Annotated in this window: 28 protein-coding genes and 1 tRNA gene; 16 read left to right on the forward strand and 13 right to left on the reverse strand. The window is 69.1% G+C overall.

What is annotated here, in order from left to right; all coding sequences use genetic code 11:
• Positions 1-47: 47 nt before the first annotated feature.
• The gene (locus AB4Y74_RS06485; protein WP_441798296.1) at positions 48-1,703 is read right to left on the reverse strand and encodes an HAD family acid phosphatase; all 1,656 of its coding nucleotides are present in this window, start codon (positions 1,701-1,703) and stop codon (positions 48-50) included.
• Between the two features lie 167 nt (positions 1,704-1,870).
• Between AB4Y74_RS06485 and AB4Y74_RS06490 the strand changes: the two genes are divergently transcribed.
• Both AB4Y74_RS06490 and sufU read left to right on the forward strand, forming a co-directional pair.
• Positions 1,871-3,160, forward strand: a complete 1,290-nt coding sequence (locus AB4Y74_RS06490; RefSeq protein WP_441798297.1) for a cysteine desulfurase — start codon at positions 1,871-1,873, stop codon at positions 3,158-3,160.
• On the forward strand, positions 3,157-3,594 hold the full coding sequence (gene sufU, locus AB4Y74_RS06495) for a Fe-S cluster assembly sulfur transfer protein SufU (RefSeq protein ID WP_441798298.1): 438 nt from the start codon (positions 3,157-3,159) through the stop codon (positions 3,592-3,594). Before AB4Y74_RS06490 ends, sufU begins: the two co-directional genes overlap by 4 nt.
• A 47-nt stretch (positions 3,595-3,641) precedes the next feature.
• On the opposite strand, the gene AB4Y74_RS06500 is transcribed toward sufU, so the two are convergent.
• The 5 genes from AB4Y74_RS06500 to AB4Y74_RS06520 form a co-directional block, all read right to left on the reverse strand.
• On the reverse strand, positions 3,642-3,923 hold the full coding sequence (locus AB4Y74_RS06500) for a hypothetical protein (protein ID WP_441798299.1): 282 nt from the start codon (positions 3,921-3,923) through the stop codon (positions 3,642-3,644).
• A gap of 75 nt (positions 3,924-3,998) precedes the next feature.
• A complete protein-coding gene (locus AB4Y74_RS06505; RefSeq protein ID WP_441798300.1) occupies positions 3,999-4,745 on the reverse strand; it encodes an amino acid ABC transporter ATP-binding protein in 747 nt (248 codons plus the stop codon).
• Positions 4,742-5,620 carry an amino acid ABC transporter permease gene (locus AB4Y74_RS06510; protein ID WP_441798301.1) on the reverse strand — a complete coding sequence of 293 codons (879 nt, stop codon included), beginning with the start codon at positions 5,618-5,620 and terminating at the stop codon, positions 4,742-4,744. Before AB4Y74_RS06510 ends, AB4Y74_RS06505 begins: the two co-directional genes overlap by 4 nt.
• Positions 5,621-5,629: 9 nt before the next feature.
• Complete coding sequence (locus tag AB4Y74_RS06515) at positions 5,630-6,478, reverse strand: ABC transporter substrate-binding protein (RefSeq protein ID WP_441798302.1); 849 nt, start codon at positions 6,476-6,478, stop codon at positions 5,630-5,632.
• Between the two features lie 87 nt (positions 6,479-6,565).
• Positions 6,566-7,069 carry a MarR family winged helix-turn-helix transcriptional regulator gene (locus AB4Y74_RS06520; protein WP_441798303.1) on the reverse strand — a complete coding sequence of 168 codons (504 nt, stop codon included), beginning with the start codon at positions 7,067-7,069 and terminating at the stop codon, positions 6,566-6,568.
• Positions 7,070-7,108: 39 nt separating this feature from the next.
• Here AB4Y74_RS06520 and AB4Y74_RS06525 point away from each other — a divergent pair, with 39 nt between their 5' ends.
• Positions 7,109-8,068 (forward strand): DMT family transporter, encoded by a 960-nt coding sequence (locus AB4Y74_RS06525; protein WP_441798304.1) that lies wholly within the window; start codon positions 7,109-7,111, stop codon positions 8,066-8,068.
• On the opposite strand, the gene AB4Y74_RS06530 is transcribed toward AB4Y74_RS06525, so the two are convergent.
• Positions 7,978-8,943 (reverse strand): Dyp-type peroxidase, encoded by a 966-nt coding sequence (locus AB4Y74_RS06530; protein ID WP_441798305.1) that lies wholly within the window; start codon positions 8,941-8,943, stop codon positions 7,978-7,980. The genes AB4Y74_RS06525 and AB4Y74_RS06530 overlap by 91 nt on opposite strands.
• 62 nt (positions 8,944-9,005) lie before the next feature.
• Between AB4Y74_RS06530 and AB4Y74_RS06535 the strand changes: the two genes are divergently transcribed.
• Positions 9,006-9,899, forward strand: coding sequence for a metal-dependent hydrolase (locus tag AB4Y74_RS06535; protein WP_441798306.1), 894 nt, complete (start codon positions 9,006-9,008; stop codon positions 9,897-9,899).
• 15 nt (positions 9,900-9,914) lie between these two features.
• Here the strand turns inward: AB4Y74_RS06535 and AB4Y74_RS06540 are convergent, their stop codons facing one another.
• Positions 9,915-10,685, reverse strand: a complete 771-nt coding sequence (locus AB4Y74_RS06540) for a nuclease-related domain-containing protein (protein ID WP_441798307.1) — start codon at positions 10,683-10,685, stop codon at positions 9,915-9,917.
• Positions 10,686-10,748: 63 nt separating this feature from the next.
• On the reverse strand, positions 10,749-10,937 hold the full coding sequence (locus tag AB4Y74_RS06545) for a hypothetical protein (RefSeq protein WP_441798308.1): 189 nt from the start codon (positions 10,935-10,937) through the stop codon (positions 10,749-10,751).
• 69 nt (positions 10,938-11,006) lie between these two features.
• On the opposite strand from AB4Y74_RS06545, the gene AB4Y74_RS06550 reads away from it, so the two are divergent.
• Entirely contained in the window at positions 11,007-11,270 is a 264-nt protein-coding gene (locus AB4Y74_RS06550) for a hypothetical protein (protein ID WP_441798309.1), read from the forward strand.
• Between the two features lie 23 nt (positions 11,271-11,293).
• Here the strand turns inward: AB4Y74_RS06550 and AB4Y74_RS06555 are convergent, their stop codons facing one another.
• Entirely contained in the window at positions 11,294-12,685 is a 1,392-nt protein-coding gene (locus AB4Y74_RS06555; protein WP_441798310.1) for a cryptochrome/photolyase family protein, read from the reverse strand.
• A gap of 13 nt (positions 12,686-12,698) precedes the next feature.
• Positions 12,699-13,337 carry an MBL fold metallo-hydrolase gene (locus AB4Y74_RS06560; protein ID WP_441798311.1) on the reverse strand — a complete coding sequence of 213 codons (639 nt, stop codon included), beginning with the start codon at positions 13,335-13,337 and terminating at the stop codon, positions 12,699-12,701.
• 87 nt (positions 13,338-13,424) lie between these two features.
• Between AB4Y74_RS06560 and AB4Y74_RS06565 the strand changes: the two genes are divergently transcribed.
• The 5 genes from AB4Y74_RS06565 (at position 13,425) to AB4Y74_RS06585 (ending at position 18,307) form a co-directional block, all read left to right on the forward strand.
• Positions 13,425-15,518: a heavy metal translocating P-type ATPase gene (locus AB4Y74_RS06565; RefSeq protein ID WP_441798312.1), complete on the forward strand. Its 2,094-nt coding sequence runs from the start codon at positions 13,425-13,427 to the stop codon at positions 15,516-15,518.
• 53 nt (positions 15,519-15,571) lie between these two features.
• Positions 15,572-16,474 (forward strand): YegS/Rv2252/BmrU family lipid kinase, encoded by a 903-nt coding sequence (locus AB4Y74_RS06570; RefSeq protein ID WP_441798313.1) that lies wholly within the window; start codon positions 15,572-15,574, stop codon positions 16,472-16,474.
• Between the two features lie 73 nt (positions 16,475-16,547).
• Positions 16,548-16,623, forward strand: a tRNA-Glu gene (locus AB4Y74_RS06575).
• Between the two features lie 141 nt (positions 16,624-16,764).
• Complete coding sequence (locus AB4Y74_RS06580) at positions 16,765-17,043, forward strand: hypothetical protein (protein ID WP_441798314.1); 279 nt, start codon at positions 16,765-16,767, stop codon at positions 17,041-17,043.
• A gap of 217 nt (positions 17,044-17,260) precedes the next feature.
• The gene (locus AB4Y74_RS06585; RefSeq protein ID WP_441798315.1) at positions 17,261-18,307 is read left to right on the forward strand and encodes an AI-2E family transporter; all 1,047 of its coding nucleotides are present in this window, start codon (positions 17,261-17,263) and stop codon (positions 18,305-18,307) included.
• Positions 18,308-18,339: 32 nt separating this feature from the next.
• Here AB4Y74_RS06585 and AB4Y74_RS06590 read toward each other — a convergent pair whose 3' ends face one another.
• Complete coding sequence (locus tag AB4Y74_RS06590; RefSeq protein WP_441798316.1) at positions 18,340-18,627, reverse strand: hypothetical protein; 288 nt, start codon at positions 18,625-18,627, stop codon at positions 18,340-18,342.
• Positions 18,628-18,795: 168 nt separating this feature from the next.
• Between AB4Y74_RS06590 and AB4Y74_RS06595 the strand changes: the two genes are divergently transcribed.
• From AB4Y74_RS06595 to AB4Y74_RS06605, 3 genes are read left to right on the forward strand one after another with little or no spacing between them, the layout of a single operon-like run.
• Positions 18,796-19,365: an RNA polymerase sigma factor gene (locus AB4Y74_RS06595; protein ID WP_441798317.1), complete on the forward strand. Its 570-nt coding sequence runs from the start codon at positions 18,796-18,798 to the stop codon at positions 19,363-19,365.
• Complete coding sequence (locus AB4Y74_RS06600) at positions 19,365-20,147, forward strand: hypothetical protein (RefSeq protein ID WP_441798318.1); 783 nt, start codon at positions 19,365-19,367, stop codon at positions 20,145-20,147. Before AB4Y74_RS06595 ends, AB4Y74_RS06600 begins: the two co-directional genes overlap by 1 nt.
• Positions 20,148-20,171: 24 nt before the next feature.
• On the forward strand, positions 20,172-20,993 hold the full coding sequence (locus tag AB4Y74_RS06605) for a TylF/MycF/NovP-related O-methyltransferase (RefSeq protein ID WP_441798319.1): 822 nt from the start codon (positions 20,172-20,174) through the stop codon (positions 20,991-20,993).
• A gap of 3 nt (positions 20,994-20,996) precedes the next feature.
• Here the strand turns inward: AB4Y74_RS06605 and AB4Y74_RS06610 are convergent, their stop codons facing one another.
• Entirely contained in the window at positions 20,997-21,224 is a 228-nt protein-coding gene (locus AB4Y74_RS06610) for a KTSC domain-containing protein (RefSeq protein ID WP_441798320.1), read from the reverse strand.
• A 212-nt stretch (positions 21,225-21,436) separates the two neighbouring features.
• Here AB4Y74_RS06610 and AB4Y74_RS06615 point away from each other — a divergent pair, with 212 nt between their 5' ends.
• From AB4Y74_RS06615 to AB4Y74_RS06625, 3 genes are read left to right on the forward strand one after another with little or no spacing between them, the layout of a single operon-like run.
• Complete coding sequence (locus AB4Y74_RS06615) at positions 21,437-22,516, forward strand: TerC family protein (RefSeq protein WP_441798321.1); 1,080 nt, start codon at positions 21,437-21,439, stop codon at positions 22,514-22,516.
• The gene (locus AB4Y74_RS06620) at positions 22,513-23,331 is read left to right on the forward strand and encodes a PP2C family protein-serine/threonine phosphatase (RefSeq protein ID WP_441798322.1); all 819 of its coding nucleotides are present in this window, start codon (positions 22,513-22,515) and stop codon (positions 23,329-23,331) included. Before AB4Y74_RS06615 ends, AB4Y74_RS06620 begins: the two co-directional genes overlap by 4 nt.
• A gap of 7 nt (positions 23,332-23,338) precedes the next feature.
• On the forward strand, positions 23,339-24,508 hold the full coding sequence (locus tag AB4Y74_RS06625) for an FHA domain-containing protein (RefSeq protein ID WP_441798323.1): 1,170 nt from the start codon (positions 23,339-23,341) through the stop codon (positions 24,506-24,508).
• Positions 24,509-24,510: the final 2 nt, after the last annotated feature.

Below are 24,510 nucleotides of genomic sequence, written 5' to 3' on the forward strand. Positions count from 1 at the left end.
GCCCCGAGCCTACCGGCGAGCGGTCGCCGGGGCATGGCCGAGCCGCCTCAGGGCAGGTAGTACGTCGGGTTGGGCAGCTTCACGGTCCGGTCGGCGTGGCCGCCGATCAGGTCGCTGTACTGGTCCCCGAAGTTCGCCACGATGTCGTAGCGACCCCCGGCGGCGGATTCGATGTGCGCGCGAGTCTGCGACTTGTACTCGATGGTCGTGCATTTGGCCGTCGCGCAGGTGATGTACGACGGCTGCTGGGAGGCGCCCACGCCTGTCCACTTCGTGTAGAAGTTCTGGGCGGTGAAGCCGGTGTAGCCGACCTTCGCCAGGTTGCCGAGGGTGGCCGCCTTCTGGTTGTCGTTGCGTCCGGTGAGGCCGATCAGGGTGCACCCCGCCTTCTGCGCGATCGCGGCGAGCGTCGTCATGTGCGGGGTCGCCGGGAAGCGCTCATCCTGCACCCACACATCCTGCTCGGCCGGGTCGAAGGTGAAGTGCATGTCCGCCACCTCCATGTCGTACGTCCACAGCGTCGTGTCGTCGGTGTCGAGCACGATCGCCGGGTTCTTGTGCAGCTTCTTCTCCACGAAGCAGGTCGCCGCGAGTACCGGTGCCTGCCGTTGCACGATGGAGCGCAACTCGCGGATGTACGGCGAGTCGGTCTTGTGCGCGATGCCGGTTCCCGGGTCGCCGTAATAGGTGGCGATGGTCTTCTTCACGGAGTCGATGTTCGGGATGCCCTCACCGCCCTGGGTCGCGCCGCTGGAGCCGTCGGGCGCCATCGTGAAGTGCGCGCGCGGCGCGAGCTGCGGCTCGTTCACCCCGGGAAGGTCGGCCGACGGCAGGTAGTACGTCGGGTTCGGGAGTTTCAGCGCCTCCTGCGCGTAGCCGCCCTGCAGGTCGGACCACTGGTCGCCGACGTTGAGGGTGACCGTGTAGCCGAGGTCCTGGATGTGCTTGCGCGTCAGCGCCTTGTACTCGACCGTGGTGCAGCTGGGCGCTGCGCAGGTCACGTACGACGGCTGCTGCGAGGCGCCCTTCCCCGTCCACTTCGTGTAGAAGCGGTCGGAGGTGAACGCGGTGTACCCGTCCTTCGCGAGGTTGCCGAGGGTCGCAGCCTTCTGGTCGTCGTTGCGTCCGGTCAGTCCGAAGACGGTGTAGCCGATCGCGGCGGCCTGGTTGACGAAGTCGACCATCCCAGGCGTCGCGGGGAAGCGCTGGGCCTGCACCCACACGTCCTGCTCGGCCGGGTTGAAGGTGAAGTGCATGTCCGCGACTTCCATGTCGTACGTCCACAGCGTGGTGTCGTCGGCGTCGAAGACGATCGCGGGCTTCTGACCATGCTTGACGGCACGGTCGTAGCCGGCCTTCAGCTGGGCCTTCTCGCGGGCGAGGATGCCGGCGAGCTCGCGGATGTACGGGGAGTCCGACTTGTTCGAGATGCCGGTCCCCGGGTCGCCGTAGTAGGTGGCGATGGTCTTCTTCACCGAGTCGATGTTCGGGATGCCCTCGCCTCCCTGGGTCGCGCCGCTGGAGCCGTCGGGCGCCATCGTGAAGGCCGTTCGCGGAGCGAGCGTGGCGCCGCCGTGGCCGGGGTCCCACGCGACAGCCGCCGGGGCGTCTGCGAGTCCGACGCCGAGCGCCAGCGCGAGAGCACCGGCGACGCCCACGAGCGCTCGCCGGAGCCGGAAGGGAGTGGAGGGAGTGTTCGACATGGACCGCACCTTCGCCATCGGGTCGTTGGAGTCTGCCCCCGTTCAGGGGCCGGGTGCAGCCTAACGACCGGGCGCCCCGAAACGGAAGATCGAGGCGGTGCTCGGATGCGCGCATGAGCGTGACGCACAGCGGGATTGAAGCGGGCAGCGATAGCGTTGTCACTCGTATGCGCACGCAATCGCTCGACACGACCGCCCTCCGCGCGGACTTCCCGATCCTCGCCCGCGAGGTGAACGGGCACCCCTTCGTCTATCTCGACTCAGGCGCGACCTCGCAGAAGCCCCGCCAGGTGCTCGACGCCGAACGCGCGTTCGTCGAGCGGTACACCTCGGCCGTGCACCGTGGCGCGCACACCGTCGCGGGCGAGGCGACCGAACTGTTCGAGGACGCCCGGGCGCGGGTCGCCGGTTTCGTCGGGGCGCAGCCGGAGGAGCTGGTCTGGACGTCCAACGCCACGGAGGGCATCAACCTGCTCGCGTACGGGATGTCCAACGCGTCCGTCGGGCGCGGAGGAGCGGCCGCCGAGCGCTTCCGACTGGCTGCCGGTGACGAGATCGTCGTCACCGAGGCGGAGCACCACGCCAACCTCATCCCGTGGCAGGAGCTCGCAGCACGGACCGGCGCGACACTGCGAGTGATCGGCCTCACCGACGACGGGAGGCTGCGGCTCGACCAGGCGGCCGAGCTCATCGGCCCGCGCACGAAAGTGGTCGCGTTCGCGCATGTCTCCAACGTCCTGGGCGGCATCAACCCGGTCGCCGAGCTGGTCGCCCTCGCCCACGAGCAGGGCGCGCTGGTCGTGCTCGACGCGTGCCAGTCCGTGCCGCACCTGCCCGTCGATCTCCCGGCGCTCGACGTCGACTTCGCGGTGTTCTCGGGCCACAAGATGCTCGGTCCGACCGGCGTCGGTGCGCTCTACGGTCGGAGCGACCTCCTGAACGCCCTTCCTCCGTTCCTGACCGGCGGTTCGATGATCACACAGGTGACCCTCGAGGGCGCCGACTACCTGCCCGCGCCGCAGCGGTTCGAGGCGGGCACGCAGCGCGTGTCGCAGGCCGTCGCCCTGGCCGCAGCCGTCGACTACCTCGAGGAGGTCGGTATGCCGGCCATCGAGGCGCACGAGGAGGCGCTCGGCGAGCGCCTGCTGGCCGGACTGAGCGAGCTCGAGGGGGTGCGCATCCTCGGCCCCGGCCTCGGTGTCCCGCGCGTCGGCCTCGCGAGCGTGGTCGTTGACGGCATCCACTCCCACGACGTCGGGCAGTTCCTCGACGACCGCGGCATCGCCGTCCGCGTCGGCCACCACTGCGCGCAGCCGGTGCACCGCCGCTTCGGCGCGACCGCGAGCACGCGCATCAGCACGTACCTCTACAACACGGCGGACGAGGTGGATGCGGCGGTCGAGGCGATCGCCGACGCCCGCGTCTTCTTCGGCGTCGCCACGGGAGGCGCGCGATGACCGACCTTCAGAACCTCTACCAGCAGGTGATCCTCGACCACGCGCGCGAGAAGCACGGCTACGGGATCGCCGGGGACGAAGTGGCGAGTTCGCACCAGTTCAACCCGACCTGCGGCGACGAGGTCACCGTGGGCGTCCGCACGGACGCTGCCGGTCGCGTCCTCTCGATCGGGTGGGAGGGCCACGGCTGCTCGATCTCGACCGCCTCGGCCTCCCTGCTGAGCGACCTGGTGCACGAGGTCGACCGCGAACAGCTGGGCGCGTCCATCGGTGCGTTCCGTGAGCTGATGCACTCCAAGGGTGCGCTCGAGGGCGATGAGGAGCTGCTCGGCGACGCGGTGGCCCTGGCAGGTGTCTCGAAGTACGTCACGCGTGTCAAGTGCGCGATGCTCCCGTGGGTCGCCCTCGAGGACGCCCTCCTCAAGTCGGCCTAGCGACCGCACCCTCCGCGCGTAACGGAGATTCGGCCGCGGGCACTGGTTCACCCCACCGGCGCCAGGTCGACCTCGTCGGCGATCGCTTCGAGCGCGGAGGGCAGAGACGGGAAGGTCGTTCCGTAGACCAGGCCCGACGGCCCCGCCGCCGTCCAGGCCTCGGTGCGCTTGGCGACGCGCCCGACGAGGTACCGCTTGTGACCGCCGAGCACCTGACGCTGCGCGATGGGCAGCGTCAGCGGGAAGGCGTAGACGTCCCCTTGGGGGCTGACGACCAGCTCCCAGCGGGCGCGGCCCGGGTTGAACTTGCTCGTGAAGATGCGCGACATGATCGACCGTTTGTACCGCGCCGCGGCATCCCGTCGCCATGAACATGACGACCTGTTGCGAAAGCCTGCGCCGCGTTACGCGGTGCGCTCGGCGAAGCGCGCGAGAAAGGCGCGGGTGCGGTCCTCGTGAGGAGAGCCGAACAGCTGGGCGGGCGGCCCCTGCTCGGCGATGACCCCCTGGTCGATGAACACCACTCGGTCGGCGACATCCCGCGCGAACGCCATCTCGTGGGTCGCCATGACGATCGTCGTGCCGGACGCCTTGAGCGAGCGGATGAGTTCGAGCACCTCGCCGACGAGCTCCGGATCAAGGGCGCTGGTGACCTCGTCGAGAAGGAGCAGCTCCGGGTCGGTGGCGATCGCCCGGACGATCGCCGCGCGCTGCTGCTGCCCGCCGGAGAGCCGGTCGGGGAACTCCTTCGCCTTGTCGCCCAGCCCGATGCCGTCGAGCAGGGCCAGCGCCTTCCGCTCGGCCTCGGCCCGGGGGATGCGGTGAACCCGACGCGATGCGAGGGTCACGTTGTCGAGCACGGAGAGATGCGGGAAGAGGTTGTAGTGCTGGAACACGACGCCGATCCGGCCGCGCGCCGCGTCGGCCGAGACGCGCGGGTCGCTGATGTCCAGGTCTCCGAGGAAGATCTGCCCGTCGTCGAGCTGCTCCAGGAGGTTGATGGTGCGCAGGAGGGTCGACTTGCCCGACCCGCTCGCCCCGATCAGGGCGACCACCTCGTGCTCGTGCACGTCGAGGTCGATGCCCCGCAGCACCTCCGTGTCGCCGAAGCGCTTGCGCACACCGGTCAGCCGGAGCACCGGCGCAGTCATACGATGCTCCCGACCTGCTCGCGTCGGCGGATGCGCGCCGAGTACCAGTCCGTGAGCCGGATCATCGGCAGCGCCAGGAGGACGAACAGCAGTCCGGCGAGAACGTACGGGGTGAAGTTGTAGGTCAGGGCGGTCTCGATCTGTGCGGCCCGCACCGCATCCACCGCTCCGAGCACCGAGATCAGGCCGACGTCCTTCTGCATCGCGACGAAGTCGTTCATCAGCGCGGGCGTCACCTTGCGCACAGCCTGCGGCAGGATGACGAGCCGCAACGTCTGATAGTGCGACAGCCCGAGTCCGCGGGCGGCCAGCCGCTGTGACGGATGCACGGCCTCGATGCCCGCGCGGAACACCTCGGAAACGTAGGCCGAATAGACCAGTATCAGCGCGATCGTCCCCCAGAACTCCGGTGGCATGCGCGGGAACACCCCGAGTCCCGGCAGGCCGAAACCGACCAGGTACAGGACGATGATCAGCGGCATCCCGCGGAACAGGTCGGTGTAGCCGGCAGCGAGCGCGCGCAGGGGGAAGAAGATCGCTCCCCGCAGAGTGCGGGCCGCGGCCAGCAGGATGCTGACGATCAGCACGCCGATCGCCGCCACGATCAGGACGCGGATGTTGAGCAGCAGGCCCTCGAACACGCGCGGCCAGGCCTCCACGGCGACCGCCGGGTCGAAGAACGTCTGCTGCACGCGCGCCCAGCCCGGCGTGTTGATGACGAACGCCCAAGCGATCACCGCCACGGCTGCCGTGCTGACCAGGCTGATCAGCACCGAACGGGTGGTCTGCCGTTTGCGGTACAGCCGGCGGTCGAGCTCCACCGCGCTGGGCGGCGGCGCACCCGTGGGCGCAGGAGAGGTGGAGGTGGTGCTCACCGTCGAAGGCTACTTCAGCACGGGCGCGTCGCCGTCGGCGGCGAGCCACTGCGTCGCCAGCTTGTCGAGCGTGCCGTCCGAGCGGAGCGCATCGACGGCTTTCGTGACCTTCGTGGTGAGCGGGCTGCCCTTGGCGAGCACCAGGCCGAACTGGTCGCCCTGCTGGCCGCTCGCCTTGGGGAGCTGGCCGACGATCTTGCCGTCGGTGAGTTCCGCATCGCGCAGATAGAAAGCCGTCGGAAGGTCGACGACGATCGCATCCACCTGCTTGTTCTCGAGCGCGAGCTTGGCGTCGTCGTTGGAATTGAAGGCCTGCACGCCGCCGCTCGGGGCGATCTGCTTCTCTGCCGCGTTGAAGCTGGTCGTGGCGGTCTGCGCACCGATCGAGAGCTTCTTGAGGTCGGCGATCGAAGTCGCCTTCGCCGCGGGGGAGGCGGCGGTGGTCACGACCACCTGGCTGGTCTCGTAGTAGGGCGAGGAGAAGTCCACGGCCTTCTTGCGCTCGTCGGTGATGGAGAACTGTTGCAGGTTGAAGTCGAAGGTCTTGGGCCCGGGGGCGATCGCCTGGTCGAACGTGCTGCGTACCCAGGTGACGTCCTTCTTGGCGAAGCCCAGCTTGTCGGCGACCGCGTACGCGACGGCAGCCTCGAAGCCTTTGCCGGACTGCGGCTTGTCGTCGAGCACCCAGGGCGAGTAGGCGGGCTCGGCCGTCCCGATCGTCAGCTTGCCCGCGGTGATGTAGCCGGCGTCGCCGGACGACGACGAGTCCCCGCTCGAGGCGCCCGAGCAGCCCGCGAGGGCGAGTGCAGCGGCGGTGATGCCGGCGGCGACGGCCAGGATACGGCGTGAGCGGGACATGGATCCTCCGGGTGGATTCACGGTGCGAGGCGGGGGGATGTCAAGGCTCCCGCACGCGCGCGCGAGGAGCAACTTCCTTGCGCTGTGTTACGTGGACGGCTCGAGGTGGTCGAGCCAGGCGGTGAGGATGCGTTCGAGCTCCGCCGCATCCCGGCTGCTCAGCTGGTCCACCAATCGTCGCTCGTTCGCCATGTGGTCGGTGAAGGCGGCGTCGATGGTCCGGCGACCGAGAGGGGTGAGTGCGACAACGCGACCGCGGCCGTCTGTCTCCGAGGCGCGCCGGGCGACCAGGCCTGCGCGTTCCAGCCGGTCGATGCGCTTCGACATCCCGCCCGTGGTGATCATCGTGTGGTCGGCCAGCTCGCCCGGCGTCCGTTCGTAGGGCTCTCCGGCGCGGCGGAGTGTGGCCAGCACGTCGAAGTCGCCCTCGGCCAGGCCGTGTGCGTCGTAGACGGCGGTGAGTTCGTCGGTGAGGCGCGCGGCGAGGCGGTGGAGACGCCCGATGACGCCCTGCGGGGCGATGTCGAGGTCGGGGCGCTCGCGCATCCACTCGCTCTGGATGCGGGCTACGCGGTCGGAGGAGGAGTCCATCCCTTCACAATACCTTCCATGGAAGCTAATATAGCTTCCATGGAAGATACTTCGCTCGGTCGGACCGGCGCGTGGCGCTGGATCCTGCTCACCGCCATTGCTCCGATCGCCTGGGGTTCGACGTACGTCGTCACGCGCGCAGTCCTGCCGGCCGAGCCGCTCTGGGGCGCAGTCATCCGCGCGCTGCCCGCCGGAGTGCTTCTGCTCCTCCTCAGCCGTCGTCGGCCGCACGGTGCCTGGTGGTGGCGCTCGGCCCTGCTCGGGATGCTCAACACCGGCGGCTTCTTCGCCCTCGTCTACGCAGTGGCCCAGCGCCTTCCCTCCGGCGTCGCCGCGACCCTGATGGCGGCGTCGCCCCTGGTGATGATGGCGGCAGCACGGGTCGTGCTCGGGCAGCGGCCGCGCATCCTTGCCCTCACCGGGGGAGCGGCGGGGATCGCCGGGGTTGCGCTGATGCTGTTCGGCGGAGACGGCGCGGTCGACCCGGTCGGCATCCTCCTCGCCGTCGTCGCGCTCGTCTCCTCCGCCGTCGGCTACGCGCTCGCGACCCGCTGGGGCGCGGTCGACCTCGTGGCGTCCACCGCCTGGCAGCTGCTCGCCGGAGGCTTGCTGGTGCTGCCTCTCGCCGTACTGGTCGAGGGGGCGCCGCCGCTGCTCGACGGCGCGGCCATCGTCGGGTTCGCGTATGTCACGGTGATCGCGACCGCAGTGGCGTTCGTCGCCTGGTTCGCGGGCCTGCGGCACCTGCCCGCCGCAACCGTCGGGCTGATCGGGCTGCTCAATCCCGTCACAGGCGTGGTGCTCGGCGCCCTGGTCGCCGGCGAGGCCCTGACGGGTCGTCAGTTCACCGGGCTTGCGATCGTGCTCGTCGGTATCGCCCTCGGGCAGGTGCGGCTACGCCGGTCCGCTCAGTCGCCGAGCGACTCCAGGAACGACCGTGTCGGCGCGAAGAACGTCGACCCGGTCGCGGCCGTCGAGAAGTCGAGGATGCGGTCGTAGCTGCCCTCCGGATCGCCGACGAACATGCGCTCCAGCATCCGCTCGATCACCCACAAGGCGCGCGAGTAGCCGATGAAGTAGGTGCCGAACTCGCCGTGGCCGGGTCGTCCGAACGGCATGTTGTCGCGCAGGATCTCGTGCTCGACGCCCGCCTCGTCGACGATGGTCGCCAGCGTCTTGTGCGACTTCTGTCCGTGCTCGGCGTCGGGGAGCTCGATGTTCTCCACCTTCGTGCGGCCGATGACGCCCTCTTGTGAGGGGACGGGCAGTCGGTTCCAGCGGGAGAGGTCGTGCAGGTACTTCTGCACGACGACATAACTGCCGCCAGCGTGGTCCGGATCCTCGTCACCGACGGTGGTGGCCTGCGACATGTCGCCGGCGGCCGGGTTCGCCGTGCCGTCGACGAAGCCGAGGAGGTCGCGGGCATCGAAGTAGCGGAAACCGACGACCTCGTCCACGACCTCGACGGCGTCGCCGAGCGTGTCGAGCAGCTGGCGCTCCAACTCGAACGTGAAGTCGCCGCGCTCGGCCCGGATGTGGAAGAGCAGGTCGCCGGGCGTCGAAACGGCGGTATGCACCGGCCCGGCGATCTCCCGGAACGGGTGCAGTTCGCGCGGGGGAGGCGTGTCGGTCAGCCGCGACCACAATTCCGCCCCGATTCCCACGTTGCAGGAGAGGCGGGCGCCCAGGTCGCGGAAGCCGACGGTCTTGACCTGGTCGGTGATCCCGCCGAGCACCCCTCTGACCGTGGCGAGCGCCTCTGCGGACTCGCCGACGGTCACCACCAGGAAGACGGCAGCCCGCGAGAGCGGCGCGTCGACGCTCTGCGGATCGATGGGGACGCGCTGCCAAGGCTGGTCGCCGGTGTTCGCCATGCCGCCATGCTGCCCTACGTCGACGTCCGGCCGCCACCCGAAGGGAAACGTAGGCTGGAGGGATGAGCCTCCCGAACCCGATCAGCGTCAGTACCGACACCGTCGTCACTTACCCGGACGGCGATCTGACCTCGACCGGGACCGTCCTCCGCGTGCAGCCGCTGGCGGATGGTCGCACCGCTGTGGTGCTGGACCGCACGCCGTTCCACCCTGTCGACCCGGTGTGGCCGGACCAGCCGGCCGACGCGGGCGCGTTGACGACCGACAGCCGGTCGTACCCGATCGTGGATGCGGTGGTCGGTGCGACCGACGGGACGACGCTGTACGTGGGCGATGCACCGGTGCGCACCGGGACCGACGGTTGGGCGTTCGTGGTCGCCCACCTCGTCGACGACGCCTCGGGCCTGGAGCCCGGCAGCACCGTCACGGTGACCGTCGACGCCGAACGACGGGGCGCCCTCTCGGCCGGGCACACCGCGTGCCACCTCGCCTCCCTCGCTCTGAACGACGCGCTGTCGTCGCTGTGGACCAAGGAGGTGCCGGTCGATGGACGCGGCCGCCCGAACTTCGACCAGCTGGCGATCACGACCTCCCGCATCCTGGAGGGCGGCTCGCTCGACGAGTACCGGATCGGGAAGAGCCTGCGCAAGAAGGGCTTCGCCGCCGCCGAGCTCGGGCCCCGGCTTGATGAGGTGTCGGCGTCGATCGACCGGACCCTCGCCGAGTGGGTCGCGAGCGGTGCAGGCGTGTCGATCGTGCGCGACGGAGGCGGTCACGGCCTGGGGCAGCGTCGTCGCTGGCGCGCCGAGCTTCCGGAGGGCGCGGTGGAGATCCCGTGCGGCGGCACGCACCTGCGGTCGCTGACCGAGGTGACAGCCGTCACGGTGGCGCTGGAGCTCGGCGAGGCGGACGGGGCACTGACGCTGACCATGCGGACGACCGCACAACCGGCCTGAGGCCAGCGCGCGCGCTCAGCGCGGCAGGAACGGCACGAACGGCACGGCCACGGCCAGCATGCCGAGGCCGCCGGCGAAAGCCCATCCGAACCGCACCCATTGGGCACCCCGCACCTCCCGCTCGATCGCGTGGAAGCGCTCTTGGGTGTCGCTCGACGAGACGACCGGCCGCCAGGTCGCCGGGTCGTCGAAGAGGCTCGTGGCGCGGGCGACGGTCTGCTCATCCAACCGGTTCGGCCGCCGGGAGAGCCAGCGCACCAGTCCCTCGGAGCGCAGAACGGCCGCTCGGACGGGCTTCTGGCGCATCCGGAGCTCCTTCGCGCCCACGATGACGATCACCGGTTCCACGGGAGCATCGATGCCTGCGCGCAGCAACAGGCCGCGCACGCGGGAGGCCTCCAGGTCGGAGTTCCGGAGGTACGGCTTCTTGACCCCCTCGACCAGGACGGAGCGCGCGTATATCGTCACGCGTGCGCCGCGGTGATGCTTCGTGTTGATGACGAAGACACCGCCGGGTCCGACGACGAGGTGGTCCACATCCGCGTCGCCCGTGCCAACGGGGACCGCGTGGAACGCACTCCAGCCCTGGGGCAGGCGCGACAGCAGCGCGCCCACCTCCCGCTCGCCGAGCGCACCGGAGAACCAGGGCTGGGCGTCTTCGCTGAGCGGATGCCGCCCGAGTGCGCGAGCGAGCCGGGACCGCTGCGGGCACGCTTCGTGAAGCCGCACCACCTGCTCCATCACCGCCGCGCCGGGGGCCCGATCGCGCATCCGCTGTCCACTCACCTGGCAACCGTACAGAGGCGCGGGTCCCCGTCCCAGTCCCCAGCCGGGGACGGAGCGCGGAGGCTACCCCTGTTCCGGGGACCCGTGCGTACGGGGCAGCTCGTCGTCGCTCGGGAGGCGCTCCTCGAGCGAGTCGTTGTGCTCGCGCACCGCCTCCAGGCGGTCGGTGTCGGTGTCGCCCAGGTCGCTGACGGCTCCCGCGAGCTCGTCGGCGTCGCGGGGTGTTGCTGTGTCATCCGGTCGGTCGGTCATGCCCGGCACTGTACGCGCGCACCGGTCGAGCTTGACCTGCTGCCCAGGGGACGGGCTAGCATGCGGAGCATGAGCCGCATCGAAACCGGGATCGTCTCCTACACCGTCTCCGGCGACTACCTCGCCCGCGTGGGCGCCGACTTCGACACGGAAGCAGTCGACGACGCCATCCTCGCCGAACTCAACCGGATGCTGCCCGACGGCATCGTCGTCGAGCGCAGCGGCCGGGTGCTGGCCGAGGAAGAGCAGGCCGACGAGGCGCGAGCGATCGACTGGGAGGCGCTCCTGCAGCGCATCGACGTCGACCAAATCCTGGCCGAGCACGGCCGCTGAGCCGGAGGTTCCCCGTCGCTGCCTCAGCGTGAACGCTTGACGGCGTCGTAGGCCGCCAGGGCCGCGCGACGGGTCTCGGCCAGGTCGACGATCGGCGGCGGGTAGGCGTCCGTGTCCCACTCAGGGACCCAGCGGCGCACGTAGTCGCCGTTCCGGTCGAACTTCTGGCGCTGCAACTCCGGGTTGAACACGCGGAAGTAGGGTGCCGCGTCGGCGCCGCTGCCGGCGACCCACTGCCAGTTGAACGCGTTGTTCGCCGGATCCGCATCCACCAGGGTGTCCCAGAACCACTGCTCGCCCAGCCGCCAGTCGATGAGCAGGTTCTTGATGAGGAACGACGCCGTCACCATGCGCACCCGGTTGTGCATGACGCCGGTTGTCCACAGTTCTCGCATTCCCGCGTCCACCAGGGGCACGCCGGTGCGACCCTGTTGCCAGGCCCGCAGCGCGGACGGATGCAGCGGTGGCCACGGAAAGGAGTCGTACTCGCGATGGATGTTCACGGTCGCCAGCTCCGGGTGCTCGAAGAGGGTGTGATAGGCGAACTCGCGCCAGCCCAGCTCGGCGGTGAAGGTGGTGGCGCCCTCCGCCGTCGAACGGTCTCGTCGTTGCTGGGTCGCGTACCAGACCTGGTGCGGGCTCAGCTCGCCCCAGCGCAGGCGCGGGGAGAGCCGCGAGGTGGCGTCGATGCCGGGCACATCGCGGTCCTGCCGGTACGCGCCGAGGTCGTCGGCGAGAAACCGCTCGAGTTGTTCATGTGCAGCCTTCTCACCGGGCTCCCACGTGTCGCGGAGGCCGCCCGCCCAATCGGGATGCGTCGGCAGCAGGCCGAGATCGTCGAGCGTCACAGAATCGACCGACGGTGGGAGCTCCGCAGGCCGCAGGGTGCGCGGTGCGGGCCCGGGCTTGCGCGGCGCGGGAGCGGCGAGGCAGGCGCGCCAGAACGGCGTGTAAACCGAGAACGGTGTTCCCTGCCCGGTGCGTATGGTCCACGGCTCGAAAAGCAGGTTCGCTCCGAAGCTCGTCGCCTCGAGGCCCGCTTCGCGCGCGCTCGACTTCACCGCTTCATCGATGCTCCGTTCGACTCCGCCGTAGCGTCGGTTCCAGAAGACGGCGGCGGCGTCGGTCTCGCGCAGGAGGTGGGCCATCACCTGTTCGCTCGGCCCGCGAAGCACGGTCATACCGGCACCCAGGCGCTCGAGAGAGGCCGTCAGCGTGGCAAGGCTCTGGTGGAGCCACCAGCGGCTCGCGGCGCCCGGAACGCGCAGCTGCGGTGTCTGCTCGTCCCAGATGAAGACACAGAGCACCGGCCGTCCGGACTCTGCGGCGGCGTGCAACGCGGGGTTGTCCGCGATGCGGAGGTCGTCACGGAACCAGACGACGGCGGGACGGTCCTGCTCTCGGTCGACGCTCACGATCCGGCGACGGTCACAGGTCGAGCGAGTCGCCGGGTTCGAGGGGGAAGAACGTGCCGCCGTTCTGCTCGGTCGCCCACTGCAGGCGTCCGTTCGCCATGTCCTTCCCGGCGCGCGAGAGCACCATTTCGTGGATGGGGAAGCTGCGCTTCGGCTTCACGGCGAGCACGTAGTCCATCGTCTCCGAGATCTTCATCCACGGCGCCCCGGCGGGCGCGGCGAGCACGTCCACCTGCACCCCCTCCGGCACGAAGAAGGAATCGCCGGCGTAGTACAGCTCGTCGTTCACCAGTACGCCCAGGTTGTCGACGACGGGGATCGTCTCGTGGATGACGGCATGACGACCGCCGAAGAAGCGGAGCGTGAACGGCTCCACAGTGATCGTGTCTCCGGCGTGGACCACAGTGATGTCGAAGTCGGAGGCGGCCTTCGCCACACCCTCCGGCGCGTAGATCTCGGCCTCGGGCGAGAGGTCGAGCACCCGGTTCAGTTGCTCGGGCGTCCAGTGATCCGGGTGCTCGTGGGTGATCACGACGGCGACGGCGTTCGCGGTGTCGGTGAGCGGAGAGGTGAAGCTGCCCGGGTCGACGAACAGCTTCCGCCCGTCCTGTTCGAGGAGGAGGCCGGAGTGTTCGAATTTCGTGAGTCTCATGGATCCCAGGAAATACCGGATGGGATGCGCACGCAAGCGGCGCGACGGTTGAGGAATATACCCCTAGGGGGTACCGTTGGAGCCGATATGGACGAGAAGAACCAGCCGACGGCAGTAGCGCACGACCACCACGCGATGCACGATCACCACGCAATGCACGACCACGCGATGCACGGCAACGATCACGCGGGTCACGGTACGCACGACCATTCCGGGCACGCGGGGCACGACCCGGCGGTGTTCCGGCGGAAGTTCTGGCTGACGCTGGTCCTCACCATCCCCACGCTCGTTTTCTCGCAGGGCCTCCAGGAGATCCTGGGTCTCAGTGGTCCGCGCTTCCCGGGGAGTCAATTCATCCCGGCCGTGTTCGGCGTCGTCATCTTCTTCTACGGCGGGCTCGTCTTCCTCCGCGGTGCCGTGGATGAGCTGAAGGCGAAGCAGCCCGGCATGATGACGCTGATCTCGCTCGCTATCGTCGTGGCTTTCGGGTACAGCGTGGCCGTGACACTCGGGCTTCCGGGCATGGACTTCTGGTGGGAACTGGCCACCCTCATCCTGATCATGCTGCTCGGGCACTGGATCGAGATGTCCGCTGTCATGGGGGCGCAAGACGCCCTCGGCGAGCTCGCGAAGCTCCTGCCCGACACCGCGGAGCGGGTTGCCGACCCGCACGCGGAACCGGAGGCCGTACCTGTCTCTGAGCTGCGCGTGGGCGACCTCGTGCGGGTGCGTCCCGGTTCCGCCGTCCCCGCCGACGGCGAGATCGTCGACGGCCGCAGCGAGCTCGACGAGTCGATGCTCACCGGAGAGTCCAAGCCCGTCACCCACGCAGCAGGAGAGCAGGTCGTCGCGGGCAGCATCTCCGGCAGCGGCTCCCTCATCGTGCGGGTCGGCCGCACCGGCGGAGACACGGCCCTGGCCGGCATCATGAAGCTCGTCTCCGATGCGCAAGCCAGCAAGTCCGGCGCCCAGGTGCTCGCCGACCGCGCCGCCGCGTGGCTGTTCTACGTCGCGCTCGCCGTGGCTCTCGTCACCCTGGTCGTCTGGGTCCTCATCCGCCCGGACGACCCCGCCTTCGTCCTCGAACGCGTCGTGACCGTGCTGATCATCGCCTGCCCGCACGCACTGGGGCTGGCCATCCCGCTGGTCGCCCAGATCTCCACGGCGCTCGGCGCTCGCAACGGTCTGCTCATCCGCGACCGTCACGCGATGGAGGACGCCCGCCGCATCGACGTCGTCCTGTTCGACAAGACGGGAACCCTCACCGAGGGCCGCCAGGGTGTCGCGGAGGTCGTGGTCGCCGAGGGCGACGCAGACCAGCTGCTCGCGCTCGCCGCGGCCGTCGAAGCGCCGGCCGAGCACCCCATCGGGGCTGCCATCGTCGGCGAAGCGCGCGGACGGGGACTGTCGATCGCACCGGTTTCGGACTTCGAGGCACTCGGCGGCCGTGGCGCATCCGCTGTCGTCGGAGGCGACACCATCACCGTCGGCGCTCCGCGGCTCCTCGCCGAACGCGGCCTCACCGCCCCGGCGGAGCTGAGGGACGCTGCAGAGCGCTCCGGCCGCGACGGCCAGACCGTGGTCTACGTCCTGACGGCCGACCGTATCCTGGGCCTGATCGCTCTCGCGGACGTGGTCCGCCCGGAGTCGCGGGAGGCCGTCCGCTCGCTGCGCGACCGCGGCGTCCGAGTCGCTATGCTGACCGGTGACTCTCGCGCCGTAGCGGAGGCGGTCGCCGCCGAGCTCGGCATCGACGAGGTCTTCGCCGAGGTGCTCCCCGGCGACAAGTCGGGAACCGTCGAGCGGCTGCAGTCCGACGGTTCGCGTGTCGCAATGGTCGGCGACGGCGTGAACGACGCCCCCGCCCTCGCCCAGGCCGACGTCGGTATCGCGATCGGTGCCGGAACGGACGTCGCCATCGAATCCGCCGGCGTGGTCCTGGCCTCCAGCGACCCGCGCGGTGTGGCCGACGTGATCACCCTCTCCCGCGCGACCTACCGGAAGATGCTGCAGAACCTCGCGTGGGCGACCGGCTACAACGTGATCGCCCTCCCGCTGGCAGCCGGTGTCGCGATCGGTCTCGGAGTGATCGTCTCTCCGGCCTTCGGCGCCGTACTGATGTCGATCTCGACGATCGTCGTCGCACTCAACGCCCAGTTGCTCCGCCGGCTGCGCCTCTGATACACGCCGCGCCGTCGGCGGTCCGGGCGCGCGTTGTGTCATCATCGTGCACTGTGACCGCAACTCCGCGGGCCGTGGTCGTCGCGGTCAACCCCATGGCCTCGTTCGGGCACCGCCGCGAGGTCGGCCCGCGCGTGGTCGAACGGCTCCGCGAGGCCGGCCACCGGGTCGTCGCCATGGACGAGGCCAACATCGAGCTGCTGCGCCGGGAGACGGCGAAGGCGATCCAGGATGGCACCGACGCCCTGGTCGTCGTCGGCGGCGACGGGATGGCGAATCTCGGTATCGACCTCGTTGCCGAGACGGGCCTCCCGCTCGGGATCGTGCCCAGCGGCACCGGCAACGACCTCGCCGACGGCCTCGGCATCCCCGTCCATGACACCGAGGCCGCCATCGACCAGCTGCTCGCCGCCCTGCAGCGGGAGCCGCGCACCATCGACGCCGGCACGATCCGCCACGGCGAGCTGACCACCTGGTTCGGCTCCGTCGTCTCGGCCGGTTTCGACGCGACCGTCAACGAGCGGGCAAACCTGATGACCCGGCCACGCGGCCGCAGTCGCTACATCGTCGCGCTGATGCGCGAACTTGCGACCTTGAAACCACGCCCGTACCGCATCCACGCGGACGGCCGCCTCATCGAGGTGGATGCGATGCTCGTCTCGGTGGCGAACAACCGGTCGCTGGGCGGCGGGATGCGCATCGCGCCCGACGCCGACCTGGCCGACGGCCGGCTCGACCTCTTCATCGTCGCGCGGATGTCCCGGCTCCGTTTCCTGCGCATGTTCCCGAAGGTGTTCCGCGGCGAGCACACCGGACTCCCGGAGGTCACGATCCTCCGCGTCGGCAGCGTCCGTGTCGAGGCCGAAGACATCGTCGCGTACGCCGACGGAGAGCGGATCGGGCCCCTCCCGATCGAGGTGACAGTGGCGCCAGGAGCCCTGCGCGTCCTCGTCTGACGACGCGCCCGGGGCGCCGTCCCCGTTTTGGCACCGGAACCCCATCTGTGGCATGATCTTCTAGTTGCCAGACGGCCCCATCGTCTAGCGGCCTAGGACGTCGCCCTCTCACGGCGGTAACGCGGGTTCAAATCCCGCTGGGGTCACCATCGCCCGCTTCCCTTTGATTTTCACAGGGAAGCGGGCTTTTTTCTTCCCCAGGTCGCTATCCCGTCGGGTGACCTGCCGGAAGCTGCCGATCGGGACGGCTGGTCGTTGCCAGCGAAATCCCTGGCCGCTAGCATCCGGGCATGTCCGATGAAGAGCTGGGTCATGGGTACGAGGGGACGTCCAGGCGACATCGCTCTCCGAACCTGCCGCTCACCGTCCTGCTGACCATTTATGTTGTCGCGCTGCTCGGGGGTGTCGTCCTCTACGTCGTGGCGTTTGTAACGCTGGATTCCGACCCTCGGAGCGCGGCAGGCGTCTTCGCCTGGGCGAGCGGGCTGACTGGTCTCGGGGTTCTTGGCGCCATGCTGCACCTCGCGGTCGCCGCTATCCGCCGTGTTGTCGAAGAGAACGCCGGATAACCCGTCGCCCTTCGCGGACCGGTGCAGGCACACTTTCAGCTGCGGACGGCGGCCGCTCGGCGTCGGGCCGTCGCCTTCCAGCTGAGGTCGATCACGATGGCGACCTCCCCCGTCGCGCCACAGTATGCACCTCGGATACATTGCCGGGGAACTCAGAATTTCTGAGTCATCGAGATGTCTGAATCCACCATGAACGCGTGAACACGGAGTCATCGCAATGGCCGACCCGGAGCAGGAGAGCGCGCAAGGTCTCGCGAGGCCGACGCGGGTCCTGCTCACCCTCGCGGCGTCCGGCGTTGCCGCATGGGCCATCTGGGCGGGACGCGGATTCCTCGGTCCGTTGATCCTCGCGGCGGTGCTCGTGATCGTGGCGCACCCGGTGCGGCGTCCGCTCGATCGGCGCGGACTGCCGCGCTGGCTGGGCACGGTCGCCGTCGTGGTCACGGCCTACGCGATCATCGTCGTGCTCGGGGTGGTCATCGTGCTCGCCCTCGGCCAGTTCGCCCAGGTCCTCACCGACTACACGAGCGAACTGCAGAAGAGTTCGTCTGCGGTCGCAGATTTCCTCGGCACGCTCGGGTTCGATCCGGCGTCCGCCGACGCCGTCGGGGGCTGGCTTCAGCCGGATGCGATCCTGCACACGGTGTTCACTGCCGGCACGCAGCTGATCGGCCTGGGTGCGGCCCTCTTCTTCGTGCTCGGGTACGTGTGGTTCATGGCGGTCGACGCGCGACGATTCGCCGAGATCCCCGCCGACCTGGCGGCGAAGAACGCGATGAAGGTGCGAACCTTCCGCGAGTTCGTCGACGGCACTGGGCGCTACTACGTGGTCAACACCATCTTCGGCGCCATCGTTGCGATCATCGACGGTCTCGCAATCTGGGCGATCGGCATCCCGCTTCCCTTCGTCTGGGCGGTGCTCGCGTTCGTCACCAACTACGTCCCGAACGTCGGTTTCGTCATCGGACTGCTTCCACCGTTCGTGCTTGCGCTGGTCATCGGTGGCTGGAGCATGGGACTCCTCGTGCTGGCTCTGTACGTCGTCGTCAATGTCGTCGTGCAGGAACTGATCCAGCCGCGTTTCGTAGCGAAGACGGTTCGGCTAAGCGTCACCCTGACGTTCTTCTCGGTCGTGCTCTGGACTGTGCTCCTCGGTCCCGTCGGAGCGATTCTCGCCGTGCCGCTCAGCCTGCTGATGCGGTTCCTCCTCATCGGTGACGACCGCGACGCGGCGCTCGCACGCTGGCTGACGTGGGACACCTGAGCCGCCGCTGCTGGGCAGTGTGAGGGCACATCTCAGGCCGGGTCGAGGGTGCCGTCCGGCTGGTCCCGCGTGAAATCGTGGGTCGCCTCTTCGTAGGTCGTGTGAGGCCGTTGAACGTGGGAGTCCGCCGGAGGTGGAACCTCTGCATGGGCCAGGGCGTTCAGCACCAGCTGCTCGACCAACACGGCCGCGCTCGTCTTCCGCTCAGCGGCGATGCGCTCGAGGGCACGCAATTGAGCCGGGTCGAGGTGCAGCTTCAAACGGATGCCCCCTGGCGCACTTCCCGGTCCGAGCGTGGTCGCTCCCTGCGTCTCGTCCATGATCCGAGTGTGCGTGTGGCGCCCGATTTTCTCCAGGGGGCGCAAAAGCATGCGATCGGGGGTAACCGGTCGTGCTCACTAGGCATCTCGTGAACGCGGGACTGAACGAATGCGCTGACGGCGGCGATTCTGCTGTAACGAATCGTGTGCGTGCGGACACTCTTAGCTGTGAGGGATGATTCGGCCGAGCTCCACCTGTGGGAGCGTGCGCGCCACAACGACGGCGAGGCATTCGGTCGGCTCTTCGACCTGCATCGCCACCGCATCTACCGGCGTGCACTCGGTCTCGTCGACGACCAGCACGACGCCGAAGACATCACAGCCGCGGCTTTCTTCGAGCTGTGGCGCAAACGCCATTCGGTCGAGCCCGCTAACGGGTCGGTCCTTCCCTGGCTTCTTGTCGCGGTCGTCAACCTGTCGCGCAACCTGCGACGCTCGACCTCGCGGTATCAGCGTTTCCTCCGCACGGCACCGCGCGACACGACCGTGGACGCGCCGGATGCGGAGACGTTGGAGACACGAAAACGCTTGGCGGATTCGCTCGGCAAACTCTCTCCTGTTGACGGCGCCCTGCTCGTCCTCACCGTTCTGGAGGGCATTCCGATCGCCCAGGCCGCTGAGGTGGTGAGCCTGAAACCCTCGACAGCTCGCGTTCGGCTCCATCGCGCGCGAGCTCGCCTCCGCGCCGACTTGCACGACCTCGATCCGACTCCGATGCCCATGGAAGGGATCAGCTGATGAACGACCCCGACCTCGACCCCGGCTTCGCTGCCGCAGTGCGCGCAGAACTCGTCGCGATCGGCACCACGAAAAGCCGCCTGCAGCAGCACCAACGCCGCACCCGCCTGGCAGTGGCCGGCATCATCGTCGTCGCTGCCGCGGCGACAACCGGCGCGGCCATCGTGGTCAGCAGCTTCCCCGGGAGCACGACCGTCGCACCGATCGGCGATGCCGTCGCCGTCACGCGCACCGGCACGGCGACCATCAACCTCGGTCCCGTCGCTCAAGGAGCGAACACGGTGATCATCGACGTCACCTGCGTCAGCGACACGGGGAACATCTCCGTCCCTTCGACCAGCGGATTCTCACAGGACGCCGCGGGGGAGACGACACCCATGGTCGGGATGAGCGGGTGGGACTGCGCCAAACGCTCGACGACCGTCCACATCAAGGACGGCTTCCTCGCCCCCGGCAGCACCGCGATCACGGTCACCGCCGACCCCGGCACCACCTGGAAGGCCGTCGCGCGGTACGGGGGCTCGACGACCAGCTCGTTCGGCGTCAACGCCCACGGCCAGACATACGGCGCACCCAACGCGAAGAACGGGTTCCCCGACCTGCAAGGGGCGCAGGCAACCAACGGGAAACTCGGGTTCATCTACGTGAAGGAGTTGGATGCGTTCACGGGCAGCGGGTGCATCAACGTCTACGAGTCCGACGGGACAACGGTGATCGGCCAGTTCGGGATCGGAACCGTCACCTGCGACAGCGGCCCCGCAACCACCGGTCCCGACAAGTAGCCGGCGAAGAGTAGCTTGTGGATTGTGTCGCTGCGGAAGCGTGTCAACGGTGTTGTCTCCCGACTGACGGGGTACGAACTTCGCCGCGTGCGGAACAAGGCCACGCCACCAAAGACTCCTGCTGCACCGAAGACTCCTGCTGCCCCGAACACCCCGGCTGACCCGAAGATCCCCTCCGACATCGACGAGGAGGCCGCGGCGATCATCCGCGCCGCACAGCCGTACACGATGACGAACGTCGACAAGCTGTACGCCGGAATCGCGGCAGCCCGCTACATCACCCGGTACGACATCCCCGGCGCGATCGTCGAATGCGGCGTCTGGCGAGGCGGGAGCGTCCACGCCATCGCCCGGGCGCTGGATGCGGCCGGCTCGCACGAGCGCGACCTGTACCTGTTCGACACGTACGAGGGCATGACCGAGCCGGGCCCGAACGACCGACGCGGTGACGGGCGTCCCGCGGCCGACCTGCTCGCGTCCTACAGCAAGACGTCGCGCGTGTGGGCCTACGCGTCGCTGGAGGATGTGCAGGAGGGCTTCCGCCAGGTGCCCTACCCAGAAGACAAGCTGCATTTCGTCAAAGGGCCCGTGGAGCAGACGATTCCCGGTCAAGCTCCCGACCGGATCGCGCTGCTCCGGCTGGACACCGATTGGTACGCATCGACCGCGCACGAGTTGGCGCACCTGTACGACCGGCTGACGCCCGGAGGGGTTCTCCTGCTCGACGACTACGGATGGTGGCAGGGCTCGCGGGAGGCGGTCGACGAGTTCCTCGCGCGCACCGGCGCCCGCCTCTACCTCGCTCGCACCGGCAGCGGGCGGGTCGCGATCAAACCCGGCGACTGAGGGTCAGCGCGTCCCGCCGGACGGCATCCACTCCTCCGGATACCGACCGCGGATGTGCGCGCCGAAGTACGCGCCCGCCGACTCCGCCGCGCGCAGCTCCCGCCAGACCCGCCCCGGGACCACGAAGTAGCGATACACCTCGCCCGAGACGAACTCCACCTCGAGGGTACGGACGCCGGGGTCGTACCCCGCCGACGCGATCACCGAACTGTCGAACCCCACCCGTTCCACGCCAGCACAGTACCCCCGTCCGGCGACCCCGCTAGGATGGCCGCAGCGAAGGGGAGTATCCCGGACGGGACCGGCGTTGGCGTGAGCCATGCGACGGGACCGGCGCTGTGCACGTCATCACGGTCCGCCACGGAGGCGGGCCCGGGCACAGCGGCACCGTGAGGTGCGGGAGAGACTTTCGGCGATGATCGACGCCCTTCGAAAGGTCCCCTGTGGAAAGCGCACTGCCCCTCTGGTTCGAGATCGGCTCCTTCGTCGTCCTCATCGGGATCCTCCTGTTCGACCTGCTGATCATCTTCAAGCGGCCGCACATCCCCAGTGCGAAGGAGTCGGCCCTGTGGGTCGCCTTCTACGTCGTCCTCGCGCTGATCTTCGCCCTGCTGATGCTGCTGATCGGGGATGCCGAGCACGCCGGGCAGTTCCTCGCCGGGTGGCTGACCGAGTACAGCCTGAGCATCGACAACCTGTTCGTCTTCGTCATCATCATGGGCAGGTTCGCGGTACCCCGGAAGTACCAGCAGGAGGTGCTCATGGTGGGCATCATCCTGGCGCTGGTGTTCCGCGGCGTCTTCATCCTGCTGGGCGCGGGACTCATCGCCAGCTTCAGCGCGATCTTCTACCTCTTCGGCGCCTTCCTGCTCTGGACCGCCTTCAACCAGGCCTTCGGGAACCACGACGACGAGGGGGAGAACGACTCCTGGTTCATTCGCTTCGCGCGTCGGCGCCTCAAGGTCTCGAGCCAGTACGAGGGCAACAAGTTGCGCACGACGGTCGCCGGCCGCCGCATGTTCACGCCGCTGATCCTCGTCTTCATCGCGCTCGGCACGACCGACCTGCTGTTCGCGCTCGACTCCATCCCCGCCATCTTCGGCATCACCCAGAGCCCGTTCATCGTGTTCACCGCGAACGTGTTCGCGCTGATGGGTCTCCGCCAGCTGTACTTCCTGCTGGGGCACCTTCTCGACAAGCTCGTGTACCTCAAGTACGGGATCGCGTTCATCCTCGCCTTCATCGGTGTGAAGCTGGTCTTCCACGCCATGCACGAGAACGAACTGCCCTTCATCAATGGCGGCCATCCGATCGAGTGGGCGCCCGACATCAGTACCTGGACGTCTCTCGCCGTGATCGTCGGGGCCATGGTTGTCGCTACGATTGCAAGTCTGGTGAAGCTGAGGATGAGCGGCACCACCGTCGCCGAGGCCATCCACGGCGACTCCGACGAAGACGACGAGCCCGAGACCGAGACTGAGGCGGCGGCCGTCGACGGCACCCAGGAGGACCCCCGCACATGAGCTCCCTCGTCGGCGTGAGCCTCCGCAGCGACACGGGTGCGGTCCGTCACGTCAACGAGGACAGCGCACTGGCGCAGGACCCGGTGTTCGTCGTCGCCGACGGCATGGGCGGTCACGCCCGCGGCGACCTGGCGAGCCGCACGGCGGTGGAGAGTCTCGCCCGTACGCTGCAGGCCGGCAGCAGGCCAACGCCCGACGAGGTGATCCGGGCGATCGACGAGGCCAACGCGGCCGTCCGTTCACTGTCGGGGGCGGACGAGTCCGGCGCTGCGGTCGCGGGCACCACGCTGACGGGCGTCGTCCGGGTCCGTGTCCCCGAACTGGCAGCGGAGCAGTGGATGGTCGTCAACGTCGGCGACTCGCGGGTCTACGCCTGGGACGGGCGCGAACTCCGGCAGCTGACCGTCGATCACTCGGCGGTGCAGGAGCTGGTGGATGCGGGACTCATCACCGAAGCGCAGGCGGCCGTGCATCCCGAGCGCAACGTCATCACGCGGGCGCTCGGTGCGGAGGACTTCGTCGACACCGACAGCGTGCTGGTCCCGGAGCAGGGCCGCCAGATCTTCCTGGTCTGCTCGGACGGACTCACCCGCGAACTCAGCGACCGGCGGATCGCCGAGATCCTCGCCCAGAGCCCGGGCGATGTCGCCTCAGCGCTCGTCGACGCAGCAAACGAGGCGGGCGGCCACGACAACATCACCGTGATCGTGGTTGAATCGGTGACCGGGGAGGATGCTCCGGCCCCCGTCGACACGCGTGAACGCGTGGACGGCGGAAGCGGCCGTGAGCTCGAAGACACGCAGCCGAGGGAGTAGTTCGTCCGTGTTCGAGGTGCAGCAGGCGGCAGCAGGGGAGTGGGCGGTCGTCGCGGGAGGTGCTCGGGCGCTCCTCGTGGCCGAGCAGGACGCCGCGCGGTTGCGCGATCTCCTCGATGCCGTCCGTACCGGCTTCGCCGAGACGCTCGATGCGCTCGTCGCGCGCGGTTTGAGCCGTACGCCATCGTTCGCGCTGCTCGACGCATCCACGGGGGCCGTCCTGCTCGCGGTGCGCGGGACGGCGACTGCTTCGGTCAGCGAAGACGGCCGCCAACGCGCCGTCCAGGCGGCCGCGGTGTCGTCGTGGGTGGAGACGCAGCTCGACGACGCCGACACCGTCACCCTGGGCGACGGGAGCGCGACCGTCACCCTTCCGCTGGTGGAGGGCGTCGTGCGCGCGAGCGGACTGGTGTGGTCCGCGGCCGAACGGGCGGAGGACGTGGGCGCAACGGTCGCCGCCTCACCGAAGCGCGAGCGCGATACCGGACCGGTGGATGCGGTGCTCGCCGAGCCGGTGGAGGTGACCCGGGTCCCCGAAGCGACCCTCGCCGCTCTCGCCTCCGAGCCCGTAGCCGCACCCGCAGCGTCCGAGACCTCCGGCTACGACCACCTCTTCGGTGCGACGCTGGTCCGCAGCGTCGAGGAGGCCGCCGTCCGGCCCGAGGAGGACGAGGCCGCTCCGGCACGCATCGACCTCCCCGGATTCATCACCGACTCGTTCCCTCCCGTCTCCGGGCGTCTGGAGGGCGATCACGACGGTCTCACCGTGATGAGCGGTGACCTGCCGCGACGACTGCCGGCGACCCCGGAGGCGACGCCTTCCGCTCCGGAGCGACAAGAGTTCGCCGTCCTGCTCTCCGACGGCCGCCGCGAGCCGCTCTCTGTTCCGATCGTCGTCGGCCGGGCACCCAGCGTCACCGCGGTGCCGTCGTTGCGCGGCGCGCGACCGGTCACGCTCACGAGCGCGGAGGACGACATCTCCCGCTCGCACGTCGCCGTCGTCGTCGAGGGCGACAGCGTCGTGGTCACCGATCTGCACTCGCGGAACGGCACCCTCGTCGTCCTGCCCGGCACGTCTCCGCAGAAGCTGCGCAGCGGCGAGCCGACCACCGTCGTGCTCGGCACCGTGATCGACCTGGGGAGCGGCGCGACGCTGACGGTCGAGGCGGCCGGATGAGG

The sequence above is a fragment of the Leifsonia sp. RAF41 genome (assembly GCF_052114085.1).
Classification (GTDB): domain Bacteria; phylum Actinomycetota; class Actinomycetes; order Actinomycetales; family Microbacteriaceae; genus Leifsonia.